Annotated in this window: 13 protein-coding genes and 1 pseudogene; 10 read left to right on the top strand and 4 right to left on the bottom strand. The window is 59.1% G+C overall.

Going from position 1 to position 18,157, the window contains the following annotated elements; genetic code table 11:
• Positions 1 to 59: 59 nt before the first annotated feature.
• Entirely contained in the window at positions 60 to 2,660 is a 2,601-nt protein-coding gene (gene acnB / locus ABJ99_RS11190; protein WP_054085892.1) for a bifunctional aconitate hydratase 2/2-methylisocitrate dehydratase, read from the bottom strand.
• 402 nt (positions 2,661 to 3,062) lie between these two features.
• Here acnB and ABJ99_RS11185 point away from each other — a divergent pair, with 402 nt between their 5' ends.
• The 5 genes and pseudogenes from ABJ99_RS11185 to ABJ99_RS11165 all read left to right on the top strand — a co-directional run.
• Entirely contained in the window at positions 3,063 to 3,533 is a 471-nt protein-coding gene (locus tag ABJ99_RS11185; protein ID WP_007250303.1) for a DUF1289 domain-containing protein, read from the top strand.
• A gap of 95 nt (positions 3,534 to 3,628) precedes the next feature.
• Positions 3,629 to 4,252: a MiaE family protein gene (locus tag ABJ99_RS11180; RefSeq protein WP_054085891.1), complete on the top strand. Its 624-nt coding sequence runs from the start codon at positions 3,629 to 3,631 to the stop codon at positions 4,250 to 4,252.
• A 148-nt stretch (positions 4,253 to 4,400) separates the two neighbouring features.
• On the top strand, positions 4,401 to 4,889 hold the full coding sequence (locus ABJ99_RS11175; RefSeq protein ID WP_054085890.1) for a MarR family winged helix-turn-helix transcriptional regulator: 489 nt from the start codon (positions 4,401 to 4,403) through the stop codon (positions 4,887 to 4,889).
• Between the two features lie 98 nt (positions 4,890 to 4,987).
• Positions 4,988 to 6,196, top strand: a complete 1,209-nt coding sequence (locus ABJ99_RS11170; protein WP_054085889.1) for an HlyD family secretion protein — start codon at positions 4,988 to 4,990, stop codon at positions 6,194 to 6,196.
• A 51-nt stretch (positions 6,197 to 6,247) separates the two neighbouring features.
• Positions 6,248 to 7,798 (top strand): annotated as a pseudogene (locus tag ABJ99_RS11165) (DHA2 family efflux MFS transporter permease subunit); the annotation flags it as partial.
• A 369-nt stretch (positions 7,799 to 8,167) separates the two neighbouring features.
• Here ABJ99_RS11165 and lpxH read toward each other — a convergent pair.
• Together lpxH and ABJ99_RS11155 are read right to left on the bottom strand one after the other, a co-directional pair.
• Positions 8,168 to 8,914 (bottom strand): UDP-2,3-diacylglucosamine diphosphatase, encoded by a 747-nt coding sequence (lpxH, locus tag ABJ99_RS11160; RefSeq protein WP_054085887.1) that lies wholly within the window; start codon positions 8,912 to 8,914, stop codon positions 8,168 to 8,170.
• Positions 8,911 to 9,414: a peptidylprolyl isomerase gene (locus ABJ99_RS11155; RefSeq protein WP_054085886.1), complete on the bottom strand. Its 504-nt coding sequence runs from the start codon at positions 9,412 to 9,414 to the stop codon at positions 8,911 to 8,913. The genes lpxH and ABJ99_RS11155 overlap by 4 nt, the downstream gene beginning before the upstream one ends.
• A gap of 207 nt (positions 9,415 to 9,621) precedes the next feature.
• Between ABJ99_RS11155 and ABJ99_RS11150 the strand changes: the two genes are divergently transcribed.
• Both ABJ99_RS11150 and cysS read left to right on the top strand, forming a co-directional pair.
• Complete coding sequence (locus tag ABJ99_RS11150) at positions 9,622 to 11,316, top strand: glutamine--tRNA ligase/YqeY domain fusion protein (RefSeq protein WP_007250310.1); 1,695 nt, start codon at positions 9,622 to 9,624, stop codon at positions 11,314 to 11,316.
• 24 nt (positions 11,317 to 11,340) lie between these two features.
• Complete coding sequence (cysS, locus tag ABJ99_RS11145; RefSeq protein ID WP_054085885.1) at positions 11,341 to 12,723, top strand: cysteine--tRNA ligase; 1,383 nt, start codon at positions 11,341 to 11,343, stop codon at positions 12,721 to 12,723.
• 212 nt (positions 12,724 to 12,935) lie between these two features.
• Here the strand turns inward: cysS and ABJ99_RS11140 are convergent, their stop codons facing one another.
• Complete coding sequence (locus ABJ99_RS11140; RefSeq protein ID WP_054085884.1) at positions 12,936 to 14,789, bottom strand: sigma-54-dependent Fis family transcriptional regulator; 1,854 nt, start codon at positions 14,787 to 14,789, stop codon at positions 12,936 to 12,938.
• 298 nt (positions 14,790 to 15,087) lie between these two features.
• Between ABJ99_RS11140 and ABJ99_RS11135 the strand changes: the two genes are divergently transcribed.
• Genes ABJ99_RS11135 through ABJ99_RS11125 form a run of 3 tightly spaced genes read left to right on the top strand, consistent with a single transcriptional unit; the run spans position 15,088 to position 18,156 of the window.
• A complete protein-coding gene (locus ABJ99_RS11135) occupies positions 15,088 to 16,182 on the top strand; it encodes an ABC transporter ATP-binding protein (RefSeq protein ID WP_054085908.1) in 1,095 nt (364 codons plus the stop codon).
• Positions 16,182 to 17,297 (top strand): ABC transporter ATP-binding protein, encoded by a 1,116-nt coding sequence (locus ABJ99_RS11130; RefSeq protein ID WP_054085883.1) that lies wholly within the window; start codon positions 16,182 to 16,184, stop codon positions 17,295 to 17,297. The genes ABJ99_RS11135 and ABJ99_RS11130 overlap by 1 nt, the downstream gene beginning before the upstream one ends.
• Entirely contained in the window at positions 17,290 to 18,156 is an 867-nt protein-coding gene (locus ABJ99_RS11125) for a carbohydrate ABC transporter permease (RefSeq protein ID WP_054085882.1), read from the top strand. The genes ABJ99_RS11130 and ABJ99_RS11125 overlap by 8 nt, the downstream gene beginning before the upstream one ends.
• Position 18,157: the final 1 nt, after the last annotated feature.

Genomic DNA, 18,157 nt, shown 5'->3' with positions numbered 1-18,157 from the left:
TTTGAGGCCAAAAAAACCCCATCACGAGGATGGGGTTCTTTTAACGCGTTGCGCGGTGATTACACTTGCAGCGCCGGGATGTTGGCGTTTGCAGCGGCTTCACGGAACTCGGCGATCTGATCGAAGCTCAGGTAGCGGTACACGTCCGCGGCCATGGTGTCGATCTGGTTGGCGTAGCCCATGTACTCTTCGACGGTCGGCAGGCGACCCAGAATCGAAGCAACGGACGCCAGCTCGGCCGAGGCCAGGTAGACGTTCGCGCCGTCACCCAGACGGTTCGGGAAGTTACGGGTCGAGGTCGAGACAACGGTCGAGTTCGGTTCCACGCGTGCCTGGTTACCCATGCACAGCGAGCAGCCCGGCATTTCCATACGTGCGCCAGCCTTGCCGTAGATGCCGTAGTAGCCTTCTTCGGTCAGCTGGTGCGCGTCCATCTTGGTCGGCGGCGACAGCCACAGACGTGTCGGCAACTGGCCTTTGACCTGTTCCAGCAACTTGCCCGCAGCGCGGAAGTGGCCGATGTTGGTCATGCACGAACCGATGAACACTTCGTCGATCTTCTCGCCCTGTACCGACGACAGCAGGCGCGCATCGTCCGGGTCGTTCGGCGCGCAGAGCACAGGCTCCTTGACGTCGGCCAGATCGATTTCGATGATTTCAGCGTACTCGGCATCTGCGTCGGCTTCCAGCAGCTCAGGGTTGGCAACCCAGGCTTCCATCGCCTGAGCACGACGCTCCAGCGTGCGCGGATCGCCGTAACCCTGTTCGATCATCCAGCGCAGCAGGGTGATGTTTGAGTTCAGGTATTCGATGATCGGCTCTTTGGCCAGCTTGATGGTGCAACCGGCAGCCGAACGTTCGGCCGAGGCGTCGGACAGCTCGAAAGCCTGCTCGATGCTCAGGTTATCAAGGCCTTCGATCTCCAGAATGCGACCGGAGAAGGCGTTCTTCTTGCCTTTCTTCTCTACGGTCAACAGGCCAGCCTGAATCGCGTAGTAAGGAATGGCGTGAACCAGGTCACGCAGGGTGATGCCAGGTTGCAGCTTGCCCTTGAAGCGAACCAGAATCGACTCGGGCATGTCCAGCGGCATGACGCCGGTGGCAGCGGCGAACGCGACCAGACCGGAACCGGCCGGGAACGAGATGCCGATCGGGAAACGGGTGTGCGAGTCGCCACCGGTGCCGACGGTGTCCGGCAGCAGCATGCGGTTCAGCCAGCTGTGGATGATGCCGTCGCCCGGACGCAGCGATACGCCGCCACGGGTCATGATGAAGTCAGGCAGCGTGTGGTGCGTCTTGACGTCGATCGGCTTCGGATAGGCTGCGGTGTGGCAGAACGACTGCATGACCAGATCGGTCGAGAAACCCAGGCAGGCCAGGTCTTTCAGCTCGTCGCGGGTCATCGGGCCAGTGGTGTCCTGGGAACCGACGGTGGTCATTTTCGGTTCGCAGTAGGTGCCCGGACGGATACCGGCGACGCCGCACGCCTTGCCGACCATCTTCTGCGCCAGGGTGAAACCCTTGGTGCTTTCGGCTGGCTGGTCAGGGGTCTTGAACAGGTCGAATGCCGGCAGGCCCAGTTCGGCGCGTGCCTTGCTGGTCAGGCCACGGCCGATGATCAGCGGGATACGGCCACCAGCGCGAACTTCGTCGAGCAGCACCGGGGTCTTCATTTCGAAGGTGGTGATGACTTCGTCGCTGTCGTGCTTGCAGACTTTGCCCGCATACGGGTAAACGTCGATCACGTCGCCCATGTTGATGTTCGAGACATCGAATTCGATGGGCAGAGCGCCAGCATCTTCCATGGTGTTATAGAAGATCGGAGCGATTTTGGTGCCGAAGCAGAAGCCACCGGCACGCTTGTTCGGCACGTAAGGAACGTCGTCGCCGAAGAACCACAGTACCGAGTTGGTTGCCGATTTACGCGAAGAACCGGTGCCGACCACGTCACCGACGTAGGCGATAGGGAAGCCCTGGCCGCGCATTTCTTCGATCTGCTTCATCGGGCCGATGGAGCCCTGTACGTCAGGAACGATACCGTCGCGGGCCATTTTCAGCATGGCCAGAGCGTGCAGCGGGATGTCCGGGCGCGACCAGGCATCAGGTGCCGGGGAAAGGTCGTCGGTGTTGGTTTCGCCAGTGACTTTAAAGACGCGCAGGCTGATTTTTTCGGCCAGGGTCGGGCGCTTCTTGAACCATTCGCCGTCAGCCCAGGACTGCACGACCGCCTTGGCGTGAGCGTTGCCGTTCTTGGCTTTTTCGGCGACGTCGTGGAAGGCATCGAACATCAGCAGAGTGTGCTTGAGCTGTTCGGCAGCAACGGGCGCCAGCGTGGCGTCGTCGAGCAGTTCAACCAGCGTGACGATGTTGTAGCCGCCCTGCATGGTGCCCAGCAGTTCGGTAGCGCGTTTTTTGTCGATCAGGGGAGAAGTGGCTTCGCCCTTGGCCAGGGCAGACAGAAAACCGGCCTTGACGTAGGCAGCTTCGTCAACGCCTGGTGGAATGCGGTTGGTGATCAGGTCGACAAGGAAAGCTTCTTCGCCAGCCGGGGGATTTTTCAGCAGCTCGACCAGGCCTGCGGTTTGCTCGGCGTTAAGCGGCTGGGGCACGATACCCTGGGCGGCACGCTCTTCGATGTGTTTACGGTAGGCTTCAAGCACAGTATTAACCCTCATCAGTGGTCCCAAATGGGTGTCCGGGACGCTCATCCAGAAATCGTCCGCGCCCACGCAAGGCTTATTGAACCTTGTTGGCAGGGTGTCGGCGATTCCTAACAGAAGCTGTTTTCAAAGTTTTACGCCTGCAGAACGGGGTGAGGGACGGTCGACACGGCCATTCGTGATGAGGGAATGGCCTGTCGACGCCGCAATGCGGGGTTAACCTGACTGTGCTCGTGACGCTTTGAAAACAGCTTCCAACGGACATTGGCGCCTTAAAAGGCTCGCTGATTCTACGCCAAAACTTCGCTAAAGGTAAGTTAGCCCCTACATCTTCGGGGGTGAACTTGCTTAGACAAAGGGCTAACATAAGCGCCTGTTTCGCCTTCCCCAGTCCTGCCTGACATGCCTGATTACATCATCAAGACACCCTGCGTCGGCCTTTGCTCCACTGTTTACGGGGATCTGGTCTGCCGTGGCTGCAAGCGGTTCCACCACGAGGTCATTCACTGGAACGGCTACAACGAAGACGAAAAAAGAGCTGTCTGGCTGCGTCTGGAACAATTGCTGGTCCAGGTGATGACCGCCAAGCTGGAAATCTTCGATGCCGACAAGCTGCGCATGCAGCTCACCCAGCGCAAGATCCGCTTCGTGCCGCATCAGTCCGAGTATTGCTGGGCCTATCAATTGATTGCGCGCGGCGCGCGGGTCATCAGCCAGGTCGAGGCCTACGGTTTCGTGCTGTTGCCGGAGTTTCGTGACTGGACATTGCCGGAGCTGCGCGATGCGATCGACCGCGAGTTCTTCCTGCTGTCCGAGGCCCATTATCAGCGCTACATCGCGCCGGGCTTTCTGAAGGATGCATTCGGCGCCTGACCCTGTTTGCTCCGCAGGCGAATGCATTTGTGTCGCGAGTCCCCGGTGCTGCTCGTATAATGCCAGGCCTTGTCTCTCCGTCACTCTGTGAGCTTATGTACCCGATCCCCGAAATCGAAGCCTTTCTGCTCTGCCGCACGCCCGACAGCTGGGTTCAGGCCGCACTGCGCAACCTGGACGTTCTGCTTATCGATCATGCGAACAACGAGAAGAAGGCCGCCGGGGCGGCATTTCAGTTCATGTTCCAGTACAACGACAAATTCGATCTGCTGAGCAAGATGTCGCGCCTGGCTCGCGAAGAGCTGCGCCATTTCGAGCAGGTGATCAGCATCATCCGCAAGCGCCAGATTCCGATGGTCAACATCAGCTCGTCGCGCTATGCCGGGGCGCTGCGCAAACGGGTGCGCAACCATAATCCGTACCGGCTGACTGACGCGCTGATCGTCGGCGCGATTGTCGAGGCGCGTTCCTGTGAACGTTTTGCTGCGCTGGTGCCGCATCTGGATGAAGAGTTGGCCAAGTTCTACGGAGGTCTGCTCAAGTCTGAAGCGCGGCATTTTCAGGATTACCTGAAGCTCGCTTACAGCTACGGCGACAAGGCTGATGTGGATGCCAAAATCGAAGAAATCCGCCTGGCCGAGCGCGAGCTGATCGAAAGCCCGGACGAAGAGTTTCGCTTTCACAGTGGCGTGCCTGCTGACGCACCTGCCGCCGCCTGACGTTCGTCAAGCTTCAAAAAAACGACCGCCTCACCAGCGGTCGTTTTTTTATGGGTATTTAGTAAGCAAGCTAATAAATGTTTTGACAACAGCTGTCTAGGCAGTAATATTTTGCAATCACTGCCTAAGCAGCTATCCGGGTGACCTCTTGAAACATTTTAGCCCCGAAAATTTCGACTCCACGCTGATCGGGTTGCTGGTCGGCCGCACCAATGCGCTCAAAGACCGCACGCTGGACAAGTACCTGTTGCCCTACGACGTGACGTTCGCGCAGTTCAAGGTGCTGATCATCATTGCCCAGTTCGCCACCGATACGCCGGTAGAGCTGTGTCGGCACCTGTCGCTGGACAGCGGTTCGATGACCCGCATGCTGGATCGTCTGGAGCAAAAAGAGCTGATCGTGCGTGCGCGCTCGGCGACGGATCGTCGTCAGGTGCGCCTCGCGCTGACCGGGCAGGGGCAGAAACTTTCCGATCTGTTGCCGCAGATCGGGGCCGATGCCATGAACGAGATCTTTGCTCCGCTGGATGCGGAGGAGGTTGCGAGCCTGCAACGGATTCTTACCAAAGTGCTGGTGGCTGCTGATGACCACATCACGCTCACTCGCCTGAGCTTCAACCCCAAAGCCAAAAGCTGAACGGCTCGATAGTCGAGCGGGCGCCAGCCTGCTCGCCGCCCACTGCCCTGAACGGGCGTTGGCAACTGTTCGCCGTCGCTGACTAGAAGGTAATTGTCATGGCCACTGCCGCCACTGAAAACACAGCGCAACCGTCAGAACAGAAAGACGCCAACCCCGGCAAGCGCAAGTTTCTGCTGATCGGGCTCGCGATCATCGTAGTGCTGTGCGGCCTGGGTATCTGGGCCTGGTACGAGATATACGGGCAATGGAGCGAAGAGACCGACGACGCCTATGTGAACGGCAACGTGGTCGAAATCACGCCGCTGGTTACCGGGACGGTGATCAGTATCGGTGCCGATGATGGCGATCTGGTCCAGGAAGGGCAGGTGCTGCTCAAGTTCGATCCGAGTGACGCCGAGGTTTCGCTGCAGAGCGCCGAGGCCAATCTGGCCAAGGTCGTGCGTCAGGTGCGTGGCCTTTACAGCAATGTCGATGGCATGAAAGCGCAACTGGCCGCACAGCGAACCGCGGTGCAGACCGCGCAGGACAACTATAACCGTCGCCGCAGTCTGGCCGCGGGCGGTGCGATTTCGCAGGAAGAGCTTTCGCACGCCAGAGACAGCCTGACCAGCGCGCAAAGTGCGTTGAACAACATTCAGCAGCAGTTGAGCACCAGCGTTGCGCTGGTCGACGACACGGTGGTGTCCTCGCACCCTGACGTCAAGGCGGCTGCCGCCCAGTTGCGTCAGGCCTTTCTGGCCAATGCCCGCTCCACACTGGTGGCGCCGGTTACCGGTTATGTGGCCAAACGCACCGTGCAACTGGGTCAGCGGATTCAGCCAGGCACTGCGACGATGGCCGTCATTCCGCTGGATCAGCTGTGGATCGATGCCAACTTCAAGGAAACGCAGCTGGGCAAGATGCGCATCGGTCAGCCTGTGGAAATCAGTTCCGACTTGTACGGCAGCGACGTGAAGTACAGCGGCACGATCGACAGCCTCGGTGCCGGAACCGGCAGTGCCTTCGCGCTGCTGCCGGCACAGAATGCGACGGGTAACTGGATCAAGATCGTCCAGCGTGTGCCGGTCCGCGTACACATCAACCCTGAAGAGCTGGCGCAGCACCCGTTGCGTATCGGTCTGTCGACCACGGTCGACGTCAATCTGCATGACCAGAGTGGCCCTGTGCTGGCGCAGCAGCCGCGTAAACAGGCGGCGTTGAGTACCCGGGTTTATGCCGAGCAATTGGCCGACGCCGATGCGCTGATCAACCGTCTGATTCACGAGAACAGCGCTTCCGGCGGCAAGACGTCCGCGCAGCGCTGAACCGCCAATCCGTGAGCCCCGGCCAATCGGCCGGGGTGCCGCACTCGTTTTCAGGGATTTGCGATGAGTAACAACGCCCCCGCTTCCTTTACGCCGCCGAGCCTGCTGCTGTGCACCATCGGCCTCTCGCTGGCGACCTTCATGCAGGTGCTCGACACCACTATCGCCAACGTAGCGCTGCCGACCATCGCCGGTAACCTTGGGGTCAGTTCCGAGCAGAGTACCTGGGTGATCACCTCGTTCGCGGTCAGCAACGCGATTGCCTTGCCGCTGACCGGCTGGCTCAGCCGCCGTTTCGGTGAGGTCAAACTGTTCCTGTGGGCGACCATTTTGTTTGTCATCGCTTCATTTCTCTGCGGCATCTCCCAATCGATGCCTGAGCTTGTAGGTTTTCGGGCGTTGCAGGGCATGGTCGCCGGGCCGCTTTATCCGATGAGCCAGACGCTGCTGATTGCGGTGTATCCACCTGCAAAGCGGGGGATGGCGCTGGCGTTGCTGGCGATGGTCACGGTGGTTGCGCCGATCGCCGGGCCGATCCTCGGCGGCTGGATCACTGACAGCTACAGTTGGCCGTGGATCTTCTTCATCAATATTCCCATCGGCCTGTTTGCCGTGCTGGTGGTGCGCTCGCAAATGGCCAAAAGGCCGGTCAGCACTGCTCGTCAACCGCTGGACTACATCGGCTTGCTGGCGTTGATCGTCGGTGTCGGGTCGCTGCAAGTGGTGCTCGACAAAGGTAATGATCTGGACTGGTTCGAATCGAACTTCATCCTGTTAGGCTCGATGATTTCGCTCATCGCGCTAGTCTTTTTCGTCATCTGGGAAATGACCGACAAGCACCCGATCGTCAACCTGAGGCTGTTTGCCTACCGCAACTTCCGGATCGGCACGCTGGTCATGATCGGCGGCTATTCGGGTTTCTTCGGCATCAATCTGATCTTGCCGCAGTGGTTGCAAACCCAGATGGGTTACACCGCCACCTGGGCCGGCCTGGCGGTTGCGCCAATCGGCATCCTGCCCGTGCTGATGTCGCCATTTGTCGGCAAGTACGCGCACAAGTTCGACCTGCGCCTGCTGGCGGGGCTGGCTTTTCTGGCGATGGGGCTGAGTTGCTTCATGCGCGCTGGCTTCAACACCGACGTGGATTTCGAGCACGTGGCAATGGTGCAACTGTTCATGGGCATCGGTGTGGCGCTGTTCTTCATGCCGACCTTGAGCATTCTGCTCTCCGACCTGCCGCCGGACCAGATCGCCGATGGTTCGGGGCTGGCAACCTTTCTGCGCACCCTGGGCGGCAGCTTCGCGGCGTCGCTGACCACCTGGATCTGGATTCGTCGCGCCAACCAGCACCATGCCTACCTGAGCGAAAACATCAGCACATTCGACCCGACAACCCGCCACGCACTCGACAGCCTGGGCGGCGCCAGCCCGCAAGCCTATGCGCAACTGGAACGCACCCTCAACGCCCAGGCCTACATGATGTCCACGGTGGACTACTTCTACCTGCTGGGCTGGATATTCGCAGGATTGATCCTGGTGGTCTGGCTGGCCAAACCCCCGTTCGGCGCCAAGGCCGGACCAGCGGCGGGGGGCGGGCATTGAGAAGGGTTTCTCGTGCCAATGGGGGTGGCATGCAGTTTGTGACTGCTTTAACTGCTTTAACTGCTTTAGATCTGCTTTTCGATCACGATGGCACTGACGACGCAGATTGCGACGTAAGTGACGGCTTCGCCCTGACACTGATCCGGGGGGAACTCGGCAAGGATNGAGCGCCACAAACACAAAGAGGACGCAGAGCGTCCAGAACGGCATGCCGACGCGGAGCATCGGCACGATAGCCAGAGTCAATGCCCTGTCTGCGGGGGGTGTACCGACCTCTTCGCGAACAAGTTCGCTCCCACAAAAGCACGGCTTTCGGGCGGTCAGTTCAGCGCCGCAACCGTCTCCCACAAAAGCACGGCTTTCGAGCCGTCAGTTCAGCAACGCAACCGTCTCCGGCACAAAATCGAATGAGCTCAGGTTCAAGCCCTGTTCATCGACCTGCAGCACCCAGCCCTGACGGTCCCAGTCGCCCAGCACGATACGTTTCGCCGACTGATCGCCAATCTGCAATTTGTGAATCGCCGGGCGGTGAGTGTGGCCGTGGACCAGCGTGCGCACGCCAAACTGCTGCATGATCCTCGGCACTTCCTCCGGAGTCACGTCGACAATATCGTTGGCTTTCATGCGCGTCTGGGCGCGGCTTTCGTTGCGCAACTTGCGCGCCAGCTTATGGCGAGTGCTCAACGGCAGATGACGCAATATGAACAACGTCAGCGGATGGCGCAGATAGCGGCGCATCCGGATATAACCTTCATCGCGAGTGCACAGACTGTCGCCGTGCATCAACAGCACCGGCTCGCCATTCAACTGCACGACGCTGGGGTCGCTCAACAGCGTGCAACCCGCTGCCTTGCAGAACCCCTTGCCGATCATGAAGTCGCGGTTGCCGTGCATCAGAAAAATTCGTGTGCCGCTGTCGCTCAGTTCGCGCAGGGCCTCGCAGATCGAAAGCTGGAACGGCGACATGGCGTCGTCACCGATCCAGGCTTCAAAGAAATCCCCGAGGATATACAACGCTTCGGCCCTACGGGCACGACCAGCGAGGAGAGCCAGAAACGCCCGGGTAATGTCCGGGCGCTCCTGCTCAAGGTGCAGATCGGAGATCAGCAGTATCACTCAACGATCTCGGCTTTCTCGATGATCACGTCTTCTACAGGGACATCCTGATGACCGGCTTTGCTGGCGGTAGGGACGCCCTTGATCTTGTCGACCACGTCGGTGCCTTCGATCACCTTGGCGAATACCGCATAACCCCAGCCCTGAGTGGTCTTGGCGCTGTGGTTCAGGAAGGCGTTGTCAGCCACGTTGATGAAGAACTGCGCGGAAGCCGAATGCGGCTCCATGGTCCGGGCCATGGCAACGGTGTACTTCGTGTTCTGCAGGCCGTTGTCGGCTTCGTTCTGGATGCTCGGGCGCTTGTCTTTCTTTTCTTTCATGCCCGGCTCGAAACCGCCGCCCTGGATCATGAAGGTACCGATCACACGGTGGAATACAGTGTTCTCGTAGTGGCCGGCCTTAACGTATTCGATGAAGTTGGCTACCGTCAGTGGCGCCTCTTCTGCGTTCAATTGCAGAACGATGTCGCCGTGGTTGGTGGTCAGCTTTACTTTGGACATAAGAAAGTCGCTCTCTAGGCAGGTATGAAGGGTCGCAGTATGACCCTGACGCGCAGTTTACAGGCGAGGTTACATTTTTCCCCGCTTTTGCAGCTTTTATACCGTCAAATACGCAGTCTGTTGTCAGGGGCTTGACCGCTTCGGCTATGATAAGCGCTTTGATTTAGTCGGCCTACCCTGGCCGCGCACTGTATGCCCAAGGATCTTATGAGCAAGCCGACTCCAGAACCCGCTGCCAACTCCAAGGCAGGCCCAGCCGTACCGACCAATTTCCTGCGTCCGATCGTGCAGGCCGACCTGGATTCGGGCAAACACAGCAAAATCATCACGCGCTTTCCGCCGGAGCCCAATGGCTACCTGCACATTGGTCATGCCAAGTCGATCTGCGTGAATTTCGGTCTGGCCAAGGAGTTCGGTGGCGATACGCACCTGCGTTTCGATGACACCAACCCGGCCAAGGAAGACCAGGAATACATCGACGCCATCATGAGCGACGTCAAGTGGCTGGGCTTCGAGTGGGCCGGTGAAGTGCGTTACGCCTCGCAGTATTTCGATCAGTTGCACGACTGGGCGGTCGAGCTGATCAAAGCGGGCAAGGCCTATGTGGACGATCTGACTCCCGAGCAGGCCCGCGAATACCGCGGCACCCTGACCGAGCCGGGCAAGAACAGCCCGTTCCGTGAGCGCAGCGTCGAGGAGAACATCGACCTGTTCGCGCGCATGAAGGCTGGCGAATTCGAAGATGGCGCTCGCGTACTGCGCGCCAAAATCGACATGGCCTCGCCGAACATGAATTTGCGTGATCCGATCATCTACCGCATCCGTCATGCGCATCACCACCAGACCGGCGACAAATGGTGTATCTACCCGATCTATGACTTCACCCACGGCCAGTCGGATGCCATCGAGGGGATTACCCACTCGATCTGCACCCTGGAGTTCGAAAGCCATCGTCCGCTGTATGACTGGTTCCTCGACAACCTGCCGGTGCCGTGCAAACCGCGCCAGTACGAGTTCTCGCGTCTGAACCTGAACTACACCATCACCAGCAAGCGCAAGCTCAAGCAACTGGTTGACGAGAAGCACGTCAACGGCTGGGATGATCCGCGCATGTCGACGCTGTCGGGTTTCCGCCGTCGTGGCTACACGCCAAAGTCGATCCGCAACTTCTGCGAAATGATCGGCACCAACCGTTCCGACGGCGTGGTCGATTTCGGCATGCTCGAATTCAGCATTCGTGACGACCTGGACCACAGCGCCCCGCGTGCCATGTGCGTGCTGCGTCCGTTGAAAGTCGTGATCACCAATTATCCGGAAGGTCAGGTCGAGAAGCTGGAGCTACCGCGCCACCCGAAAGAAGACCTCGGTGTGCGCGAGCTGCCGTTTTCGCGGGAAATCTATATCGACCGCGACGATTACATGGAAGAGCCGCCAAAAGGTTACAAGCGTCTTGAGCCGAATGGCGAAGTGCGTCTGCGTGGCAGTTATGTGATTCGTGCCGACGAAGCGATCAAGGACGCCGACGGCAACATTGTCGAACTGCGTTGCTCCTATGACCCGGACACGCTGGGCAAGAACCCGGAAGGCCGCAAGGTCAAGGGCGTCGTGCACTGGGTGCCAGCGGCAGAAAGTGTTGAATGCGAAGTGCGTTTGTACGATCGCCTGTTCCGCTCCCCGAACCCGGAGAAAGCCGAAGACGGTGCCAGTTTCCTGGACAACATCAACCCCGATTCCCTGCAAGTTCTGACCGGTTGTCGTGCCGAGCCGTCATTGGGGCAAGCGCAACCGGAAGACCGTTTCCAGTTCGAACGCGAAGGTTATTTCTGCGCGGACATCAAGGACTCGAAACCGGGTCAACCCGTCTTCAACCGCACGGTGACGCTGCGGGATTCCTGGACCTGATGCTGTACGTTTGAGGGGGAGCCAGTGCTTTCTATCTACAACACGCTCACCAAGAGCAAAGAAGTTTTCAAGCCGCTGGATGGCAACAAGGTGCGCATGTATGTCTGCGGGATGACCGTGTATGACTACTGCCACCTTGGGCATGGCCGCAGCATGGTGGCGTTCGATCTGGTCACCCGCTGGTTGCGCTTCAGCGGTTACGAGCTGACCTATGTGCGCAACATTACCGACATCGACGACAAGATCATCAATCGTGCGCGGGACAACGGCGAGTCGTTCGACGCACTGACTGCGCGCATGATCGATGCCATGCATGAGGACGAGGCGCGCCTCAATATCCTCAAGCCGGACATGGAACCGCGTGCCACCGATCACATTCCCGGCATGCATGCGATGATCCAGACGCTGATCGACAAGGGCTATGCGTATGCGCCGGGTAACGGCGATGTGTATTACCGGGTCGGCAAGTTTCAGGGTTACGGCAAACTGTCGCGCAAGAAGATCGAAGACCTGCGCATCGGCGCGCGCATCGAAGTGGACGAGTCCAAGGAAGATCCGCTGGACTTCGTGCTCTGGAAAGGCGCCAAGCCCGGCGAGCCGAGCTGGGAGTCGCCGTGGGGCGCCGGGCGTCCGGGCTGGCACATCGAATGCTCGGTGATGTCCACCTGCTGCCTGGGTGATACCTTCGATATTCACGGCGGCGGCAGCGATCTTGAGTTTCCGCACCATGAAAACGAAATCGCCCAGAGCGAAGCGGCCACCGGCAAGCCTTACGCCAATGCCTGGTTGCACTGCGGCATGATTCGCATCAACGGCGAGAAGATGTCCAAGTCCTTGAACAACTTCTTCACCATTCGCGACGTGCTGGAGAAATACCACCCGGAAGTGGTGCGTTACCTGTTGGTGTCGAGCCACTACCGCAGCGCGATCAACTATTCCGAAGACAGCCTGCGTGAATCGAAGGCAGCACTGGAGCGCTTCTATCACGCGCTCAAGGGGTTGCCAGTTGCCGAACCTGCGGGTGGCGAGGCGTTTGTCGAGCGTTTCAGCGCTGCGATGAACGATGACTTCGGTACACCTGAAGCCTGTGCCGTGCTGTTCGAGATGGTTCGGGAGATCAACCGTCTGCGTGAATCCGACGTTGCAGCAGCCGCGGGTCTGGCGGCGCGTTTGAAGCAACTGGCCAGCGTGCTGGGTGTTTTGCAGCTCGAAGCCGACGACTTTTTGCGTGCAGGCGCGGAAGGGCGGGTGGATGCGGCTGAGGTAGAAGCGCTGATTCAGGCGCGTCTGGCAGCGCGTGCAGCCAAAGACTGGGCCGAGTCCGACCGAATCCGCGACCAGATCACCGCCATGGGCGTGCTTCTGGAAGACGGCAAAGGCGGCACGACCTGGCGTCTGGCGGACTGATAAAGGCAGGCTGAGCCCGGAAAAACCGGCATTTCGCTTGTCCGCGAACTGCCGGGAACCGGCAGCAAAGCCGGTGCAGCCGGTGCATCAGGCACAATCACGGAGGCCTGTTTTAGGGCCGCTTCGCAGCCCATCGCGGACAAGTCCGCTCCTACGCCCTCTGGGCAGAAGCCTGTTTTGCGGGCTCTTCAGGACTTTTGCATAGCGCAGGACTAAACAATCCGCTGTTCCCGTAACCGCTTGTACAGCGTATTACGGCTCACCCCCAGCTGTTTGGCCAGCAGTGAAATATTTCCACCGGCCGCCTGCAACTGGTGGCTGAGGTCTTCCGTCGATGACTGTCTGTATGGCAACGGACGGGCTTCCAAAGACTCCCTGCATTTCTCATCCATGTTCGCATCGAGCAGAAAATCCTCCGGCAAGTGTTCGGCACTGATTGGCTGCTCGTCCGCCAATGCCAGCGCCACCTGAATCACGCTGTTGAGCTGGCGAATATTGCCCGGCCAGGGGTGACGTTCAAACAGCTCAAGCACTTCTCTGGAGAACCCCGCCCGCTGATGGGTTTCACGGTGCCTCTCCCAGATACGCTGGATCAAGGCATGTTTATTAGTGCGTTCGCGCAAGGGCGGCAGCTCGATGCTCAGGCCGCTGATCCGGTAATAAAGATCCTGACGAAAATGCCCGGCCTGCACTTGCTCGCGCAAACTGCGATTGGTGGCAGATATCAGGCGTATATCCACCGGATACAATTCGCTGCTGCCCAGCGGCTGAACGCAGCGTTCCTGTAGCACGCGCAGCAAGCGCGCCTGCACCGGCATCGGCATGTCGCCAACTTCGTCGAGAAACAGCGTGCCTTTGTCGGCCTTGCGAATCAGGCCGATGCTGCCTTTCTGATTGGCACCGGTAAACGCGCCCCTCTCGTAGCCGAACAGCTCGGCCTCGACCAGTTCGGCGGGGATCGCTGCGCAATTGACGGCGATCAATGGCTGACTGGCGCGTGAGCTGGCCTGATGCAACGCCTTGACGAACACTTCCTTGCCCACCCCGGTCTCACCGTGAATCAACAACGGGATGTCTTTTTCCAGCAAACGCTGGGCTTGCAGCACGGCTTTCTCGACTTTCGCGTCGCCCAGGCTGATTGCTTCCAGATCCAGGCTTCGCGGCACCACAGCTGCCTGAACAGGCTGAACGCTGTGCAGCTTGAGCGGCTTGCGGGTCGGACATTTGAGCAAACATTGAAAGCGATTGTTGCCAAAAGCATGCAGCGCGAACGGCCGCGCTTCCGTTTCACTCAGTAATTGCAGGATCGGGCACTTGAACAGCGTTTCGATATTGACTCCTGAAAGTCTGGCCCCCAGCAAATTGTCGGCACGGCGATTGGCGCAGAGAATCTGGCCGCTCTCATCGAAAATCAGCAGGCCTGCCCACTGGCTGTCGAGGTTGTTCAGGCCTGTATTGAAGATCAACTGGAAATGCGTGTCGCGGAACTGATCGAGGATCAGGCGGTTTTCCACCGACTGACTCATCATTTTCACCATGCCCAGCGTGTGCGAGGGCGGCAGGAAGCTGTCGCTCGACACATCCAGCACAGCAATGATGCGCCGATCGGCATCGAAGATCGGCGAAGCAGAGCCGGTCATGAATCGGTTGGCTTTGAGAAAGTGTTCATCCGGCTCGATATGAATCGCCTGCTCGCAGGCCAGCGCCGTGCCGATGGCGTTGGTGCCGGTGCCGCGTTCGCTCCAGCTGGCCCCGGCCATGAAGCCCTGGGTTTGCGAAGCCTCGACAAAGCGCTGATTGCCCCACGACCTGAGTAACTGGCCTTGAGTATCTGCGAGCATGATCAGGCAATTCGAGTTGCTGAGGATGTTTTCATAGACCGGCAACACCTCCTGATGGGTGGTTTGCACCAGCCCGTGATGGCGTTCCAGCAATCGGGAGACTTCTGCGCCCGGCAACTGGCCGAACGATGGACGCGTCTGATGGCTGAGGCCGAAGTCCCGGCAGCGGGTCCATGAATCCTGAATGATGATGTCGTGAGCAAGCGAAGCGCTGGGTTGAGACATGAGGATGCCTGCGAATGTGACGTATTGTTTTTGTTTTTAGGTCCCGTCGGCGTGACCATCCTTGCCCGCAACGTCCGTCCAGTGTCGTTCAGATTCGCTCAAAGTCAATGTTCATTTTGTTCAACTGTTCAATATTTCTGTTCATTTTTGTTCAGCTGCGAAACTCGTTTGACGCCGTAAAACCGGGCGAATGCTCTGGCTCGGGCTTCGGCACGAAAGTGCCAGAACTGGCACGAATGTCGCTATCTGCAAAGTGTCACGCATTCACCCTTATGAAAAAAACAACAAAGGGCACGCCATGTCACTCACGCTGGAGCATGTCAGTCGCGCAGTCGATGGCCAGATCTGGATCGACGACGCTTCCCTGAGCTTTGAGCCGGGATCATTCAACGTTCTGCTGGGGCGAACCCTGTCCGGCAAAACCAGCCTGATGCGCCTGATGGCCGGGCTGGACAAGCCCGATACCGGGCGGGTGCTGATGAACGGGGTCGATGTCACACAACGACCGGTTCGTCTGCGCAACGTCTCGATGGTTTATCAGCAGTTCATCAATTACCCCAGCATGACGGTGTTTGAAAACATCGCTTCGCCGCTGCGCCAGGCGGGTCTGTCCAAGGACGTGATTCACAGCCGGGTGCAGGAAACCGCGAAGATGCTGCGCATCGAAAAATTCCTGCAACGCCACCCGCTCGAGTTGTCTGGCGGACAGCAACAGCGCACGGCGATGGCCAGGGCGCTGGTCAAGGACGCCGAGCTGATCCTCTTCGACGAACCGTTGGTCAACCTCGATTACAAGCTGCGCGAAGAGCTGCGCCAGGAAATGCGCGAGCTGTTTGCCGCTCGCCATACCATCGCCATTTACGCCACCACCGAGCCTAACGAAGCGCTGGCGCTGGGTGGCACCACCACCATCCTGCATGAAGGGCGGGTGGTGCAGAGTGGCAAGACCCCCGAGGTCTATCATCGACCTGCGACTGTGCTGGCCGCCGAGCTGTTCTCCGAACCGCCGATCAACCTCATGCCGGGCCGTATAGAAGGCAATGAAGTCAGTTTCGCCAACTTCGTGCATTTCCCGCTCAACGTTGATTTGCGTGCCGTCGGCGACGGCGAATACCGCTTCGGCGTGCGCCCCAGCCACCTGAGCCTGGTGCCTTCCAACGATGACGACCTGGAATTGGCGGTCACCGTAGAGCTGGCTGAAATCAGCGGCTCGGAAACCTTTCTGCATGTGCGCAACGAGCTGTTCTCGCTGGTGCTGCATTTGCCGGGGGTGCATGCCTACGACGTTGATGCGGCAATCCGCGTGTACATCCCGACTCATAAATTATTCGTATTCGATCAGCAGGGCGGCCTGATTCAGGCGCCGGGCCTGCGCGTGGCGAGGGTTGCCTGATGGCCGAGATTCGCTTGCAGAACCTGGCGCACAGCTACAGCGCCAAACCCGGTCCGGATGACTATGCGATTCGGGAAATGAGCCACATCTGGGAGCAGGGCGGGGCCTACGCGCTGCTCGGGCCGTCCGGCTGCGGTAAATCGACGTTGCTCAACATCATCTCGGGTTTGCTCAGCCCGTCTCAAGGGCAAGTGCTATTCGATTCCAAAGTGGTCAACGAGCTGCCGCCGGAGCGCCGCAACATCGCTCAGGTTTTCCAGTTTCCGGTGATCTACGACACCATGACGGTGTTCGATAATCTGGCCTTCCCGCTGCGTAATCAGGGCATGGACGAAGCGCGGATTCTCATCAAGGTCAACGAGATCGCCGATGTTCTGGACCTGCAGCCGCTGCTGAAAAAGAAAGCGCGCAACCTCTCGGCGGACGAGAAGCAAAAGGTGTCGATGGGCCGCGGTCTGGTGCGCGATGACGTGTCGGCGATCCTTTTCGATGAGCCGCTGACGGTCATCGACCCGCATTTGAAGTGGAAGCTGCGCCGCAAGCTCAAGCAGATTCACGAGCAGTTCAACATCACCATGGTCTACGTCACCCACGACCAACTGGAAGCGTCGACCTTCGCCGACAAGATTGCGGTGATGTATGGCGGGCAGATCGTGCAGTTCGGTACACCGCGCGAGCTGTTTGAGAAGCCTTCTCACACCTTTGTCGGTTATTTCATCGGTAGCCCGGGCATGAATCTGATCGACGTCACGCCGCAACCGGGCGGGGTCGGTTTTGCTGACATCCGCCTGCCGCTGTCTGAGGCGCTGCAGCAGAAGCTCGCCAATACCTCGTGGAAAAGTCTGAAAGTGGGCATTCGCCCGGAGTTCGTGCACGTCTGGGACGGGCCTTACGACGATGCGATGTGTGCTGACGTGACCTACGTCGAGGACCTCGGAACGTACAAGATCATCACCCTGAAACTGGCCGGCCAGCTGTTGAAAGTCCGTCTGCAGGAAGACAAACCGGTGCCGCAGGGTCAGGCCTGGATCAGTTTTCCGGGGCAATGGCTGATGCTGTATGCCGACGATTACCTGCTTGAAGCCGGTCCTGCGAGTGAGGTGCCCCATGCGTAAGGTGCAGAACAACAAGGCCTGGTGGCTGGTAATGCCGGTGTTTCTGCTGGTGGCATTCAGCGCCATCATTCCGATGATGACGGTGGTCAACTATTCGGTGCAGGACATCTTCGATCAGTCCAGCCGCTACTTCGTCGGTACTGACTGGTTCAGGCAGGTTTTGCAGGACCCGCGCCTGCACGATTCGCTGCTGCGTCAGTTCATCTACTCGGGCTGCGTGCTGCTGATCGAGATCCCGCTGGGCATCGCAATCGCCTTGACCATGCCGACCAAAGGCCGCTGGTCGTCGTTGTGCCTGATTGTGATGACCATTCCGCTGCTGATTCCGTGGAACGTGGTCGGCACCATCTGGCAGATCTTCGGCCGTGGCGACATCGGTTTGCTCGGTTACACGCTCAACAACGTGCTGGGCATCAACTACAACTATGCCGCCAACGCGTCGGACGCGTGGGTGACGGTGCTGGTCATCGATGTCTGGCACTGGACTTCGCTGGTCGCGTTGCTCTGCTATTCGGGGCTGCGTGCCATTCCGGATGTTTACTATCAGGCGGCGCGGATCGATCGTGCGTCTGGCTGGGCCATCTTCCGGCATATTCAGTTGCCAAAAATGAAGAGTGTGTTGCTGATCGCGGTGATGCTGCGTTTCATGGACAGCTTCATGATCTACACCGAGCCCTTCGTACTGACCGGTGGCGGTCCTGGCAACTCGACGACCTTCCTCAGCCAGACCCTGACGACGATGGCGCTCGGCCAGTTCGACCTGGGCCCGGCGGCGGCGTTCTCGCTGGTGTATTTCCTGATCATTCTGTTGGTGTTGTGGGTGTTCTACACCGCCATGACTCACAGCGAAAAGAACTGAG

The sequence above is a fragment of the Pseudomonas syringae pv. cilantro genome (assembly GCF_001293775.1).
GTDB lineage: Bacteria > Pseudomonadota > Gammaproteobacteria > Pseudomonadales > Pseudomonadaceae > Aquipseudomonas > Aquipseudomonas syringae_P.
Note: the sequence above shows the minus strand (reverse complement) of the source record. Positions and strands in the feature narration are given on the sequence as shown.

Excerpts from the sequence above, each read along its gene's own strand:
- ABJ99_RS11185 (WP_007250303.1), top strand. The coding sequence starts at position 3,063 with ATGCCTGATTACATCATCAAGACACCCTGCGTCGGCCTTTGCTCCACT.
- ABJ99_RS11180 (WP_054085891.1), top strand. The coding sequence starts at position 3,629 with ATGTACCCGATCCCCGAAATCGAAGCCTTTCTGCTCTGCCGCACGCCC.
- ABJ99_RS11170 (WP_054085889.1), top strand. The coding sequence starts at position 4,988 with ATGGCCACTGCCGCCACTGAAAACACAGCGCAACCGTCAGAACAGAAA.
- ABJ99_RS11155 (WP_054085886.1), bottom strand. The coding sequence starts at position 9,414 with ATGTCCAAAGTAAAGCTGACCACCAACCACGGCGACATCGTTCTGCAA.
- ABJ99_RS11150 (WP_007250310.1), top strand. The coding sequence starts at position 9,622 with ATGAGCAAGCCGACTCCAGAACCCGCTGCCAACTCCAAGGCAGGCCCA.
- ABJ99_RS11140 (WP_054085884.1), bottom strand. The coding sequence starts at position 14,789 with ATGTCTCAACCCAGCGCTTCGCTTGCTCACGACATCATCATTCAGGAT.
- ABJ99_RS11135 (WP_054085908.1), top strand. The coding sequence starts at position 15,088 with ATGTCACTCACGCTGGAGCATGTCAGTCGCGCAGTCGATGGCCAGATC.
- ABJ99_RS11130 (WP_054085883.1), top strand. The coding sequence starts at position 16,182 with ATGGCCGAGATTCGCTTGCAGAACCTGGCGCACAGCTACAGCGCCAAA.
- ABJ99_RS11125 (WP_054085882.1), top strand. The coding sequence starts at position 17,290 with ATGCGTAAGGTGCAGAACAACAAGGCCTGGTGGCTGGTAATGCCGGTG.